Consider the following 3170-nt stretch of genomic DNA (forward strand, 5'->3'; position numbering starts at 1 on the left):
GGGATGACGATGACCTTCTCTTTGATGGTACTGGCGGTCTATTTTATAGTCTTCAATCTCATCTCTTGGTATGTTTTTATGAAAAGAGATGTAGCTACTTAAATTCATTTATGGATATCTGGCTTTTTTTTCCCTTGGCTTAAAATCAATAATAGCGAACTCAAAGACGATTTTTCTTATAAAGAAACTGGAACACTGCTAGCGCTCCAGTTTCTTTTTATTATACCTCTTTTGACGTCTGCGAATCTTCAGTGCTACTATGCTCTTGTAAACGTCCTGCTCGTCGGACTGCGTCCCGGAGCAAAAATTCGATATGTGCATTGGCACTTCGGAATTCATCGGCTGCCCAGCGTTCTAAAGCTACATAAAGTTTAGGATCAAGGCGTAAGGGGAATTGTTTTTTTGTTGCCATTGTTATCCACATCCAATATCAAGCTGCAAATTTTGTACTATCGGAATGCATAAGTCGCTTAGTGCAGCAAATTTTCACATTAATACATGGTTCCGGTATTTATGACAGGTTGGCTTGAACGTTCAGAAACGATGGAAACGAGCAGGTTGTTAATCATAGCGGCCTTGCGCTCTTCATCAAGTTTTACAACGCCATCCTTTTCGATTCGTTCAATGGCCATCTGAACCATACCGACGGCGCCCTCCACAATGATTTGGCGGGCAGAGAGGATGGCGGAAGCCTGTTGACGTTGGAGCATTGCGCCAGCGATTTCAGTCGCATAGGCTAAATGGGTAAGCCGAGCTTCGGTCACTTCGACTCCCGCAAGTTTAAGTCGTTGTTGGAGTTCGTTCATTAATTCAGTGGATACTTCTTCAGGATTACCCCTTAAAGAAAAACCTTTACCTTCAAAATTGTCATAGGCGTAACGCGTTGCTACGTGGCGCAAGGCAGTTTCACTTTGGATTTCTACGAATCCTTCATATTTCTCAACATCAAGAGTTGCCTTGGCGGTATCAACGACCCGAAAGACGACGACGGCAGCAATTTCAACTGGATTACCTTCAATGTCATTGACTTTGAGAGTTTTGCTGTTAAAATTTCGAACCCGTAAAGAAACTCCTTTGCGTATAGCTAGTGGAACACTTAACCACAAGCCAGGTTCGCGGAGCGTACCGAGATAGCTTCCAAAAAAGACCAGGGTATAGGACTTATTAGGTTGAACGACAATAATTCCAGTTGCCAGGAAGAGGGACAGAATAATTAGAGGGATACCGACCACGAAATTTTCCTGGACAACTAAGGCAATTCCACCGATCAGAAGGGCAAGCATAAGAATCAAAGCAAGATAACCATTGACAGCCCAAGCTTTTTTTTCAATCATTTTAATTCCTCCTTGAGTTCATATCGATATTAATATGATATCACATTTGTGCAATATGTAAAGCGTTCTCTGTGGTTTCTTAAACTGAAAGATTTACCAGTAAAGGGGAATATGATTTAAATGTAAAGGACCGAGGCTTTATTTTGCCCCGGTCCTTTATAATGAAGTTTTGAATAAAACTAGATAAAGCAATGATAGAAATGAACCGGAACAAAACAGAAGAACTCTGAATTTCGATCTTTTTTTATTCTTTCCGTCTGTACCATCACATTTCCAATGTTTTAATAATTTCCTTCAATGCACAAGCAAACTCGATGCAAGCTCCTTCTAGATCTTCTTCCGGTATAGAATTAAACCCAAAGAGGAAGATGTTTTCCGGTGAATTTTGCTGGTTCCGCCAATGGTCTTTCGTCCCATAAATTCCAAAGCCTCTCAATCTCATCTTCGTGATCAGACCTTCTTGACTTGTACATCCCGGAATTTGTATCAAGGTATGAGAACCTGCCGGCGCCGGGAAAATCTTAACGACACCTGCAAGATATTCTTTTATCACTTTGTTAAATATTCCGTATTTTCTTCTGTTTGACAGTGACATCTTGCGTACATGTCTTTCGAGATGCCCATCTCTGATAAAATACGCCAGTGCCTTCTGATTATAAGTCGGAAGCGCCGAATAATAATACTTGTATTTATCTTCATATATTTCCATAAGTTTATATGGGAGGACAAAATACGCACACCGAAGAGACGGAGAGAGAACCTTCGATAATGTGCTCAAATAAATCACATTCTGCCCAGTGCTCAAAGACTGAATAGAGGGAAGGGGTTTTTCTCCATATAAAAACTCATTGTCATAATCATTTTCAATAATATAGGCCCGGTTCTTTTGCGCCCATTCCAAAATCTGCAAACGTTTTGGCAAGGATGTAGTGACACCGGTAGGAAATTGATGGGATGGCGTTAAGTAAAGTAGCTGACACATCGAGTTTTCTAGGACATCAATATCGATTCCTAGATCGGTCATGGAAAGGGCTTTGATGGAGTATCCTTTATTCGTAACTATTCTTTGCATTCCAATAAAGCTGGGGTCTTCCACACCTATCGTATGTACTTTCTCATGTAATATTTCGGTAATAATGTCCATAGCATATTGTGTGCCGGCGGAAATGACGATTTGCTCCCAACTGCATTTTACACCCCGACTGTTATTGATGTAATCGCACAGACTTTTCCGTAATTCTACATTTCCTTTGTTGCATTCATATGCGATTTTCGTGGAACAGGATTCCTCCAACATTGCGTCCTGCATATACTTTCTCCACTTCGTCCATGGAAAAAAACTTGACTCAATGCTTTCATAATTGAAATCATACTTCAGCGGAACAATAGACTCCCGTACTACTTCTTTTTGTCCCATTCTATATAACACGCTCGATCTTGGTAAAGTTAACAAGTTCTCCACATAATAGCCGCTTCCCTGAACCGACCGGATATATCCTTCCTCCAGTAGCTGCTGATATGCCCTGCTTACGGTATTGATGCTGATGTGTAGTTCTTCCGACAATACACGAATCGGCTTAAGAGCGTCGTTTGTTTTGAGATCACCTTGTATAATACTCTGCCGTAAAGCATCAAATAGCTGTTCATACAAAAACGGTCCAATTTTATCCAGCAAGAGCATGGAAATCCCTCTCTTTCCAATTCTGGATATTAACAATATTCTTGGTTCAGATGGGGTTTTTACCCAATGTCATCAGGCTATCCTTACATAAATAGGAAATAGCCCTTTAAAATTGCAAAAAATGTTTTAACAATAGCAAAAAACGCTTGACATTT

At 40.5% G+C, this 3170-nt stretch carries 3 protein-coding genes; all 3 read right to left on the minus strand.

From position 1 onward, the window contains the following. Positions 1 to 220 precede the first annotated feature (220 nt). The 3 genes from BUB11_RS26455 to pdxR all read right to left on the minus strand — a co-directional run bounded on the left by BUB11_RS26455 (position 221) and on the right by pdxR (position 3051). Positions 221 to 412: a type II toxin-antitoxin system antitoxin gene (locus BUB11_RS26455; RefSeq protein WP_073033619.1), complete on the minus strand. Its 192-nt coding sequence runs from the start codon at positions 410 to 412 to the stop codon at positions 221 to 223. A gap of 79 nt (positions 413 to 491) precedes the next feature. After that, on the minus strand, positions 492 to 1334 hold the full coding sequence (locus tag BUB11_RS26460) for an SPFH domain-containing protein (RefSeq protein WP_073033620.1): 843 nt from the start codon (positions 1332 to 1334) through the stop codon (positions 492 to 494). 265 nt (positions 1335 to 1599) lie between these two features. Then, a complete protein-coding gene (gene pdxR / locus BUB11_RS26465) occupies positions 1600 to 3051 on the minus strand; it encodes a MocR-like pyridoxine biosynthesis transcription factor PdxR (RefSeq protein WP_242947787.1) in 1452 nt (483 codons plus the stop codon). Positions 3052 to 3170: the final 119 nt, after the last annotated feature.

The organism is Desulfosporosinus lacus DSM 15449, from assembly GCF_900129935.1.
GTDB lineage: Bacteria > Bacillota > Desulfitobacteriia > Desulfitobacteriales > Desulfitobacteriaceae > Desulfosporosinus > Desulfosporosinus lacus.

Bases quoted from the DNA above. Each gene is read 5' to 3' on its own strand.
- BUB11_RS26455 (WP_073033619.1), bottom strand. From the start codon at position 412: ATGGCAACAAAAAAACAATTCCCCTTACGCCTTGATCCTAAACTTTAT.
- BUB11_RS26460 (WP_073033620.1), bottom strand. From the start codon at position 1,334: ATGATTGAAAAAAAAGCTTGGGCTGTCAATGGTTATCTTGCTTTGATT.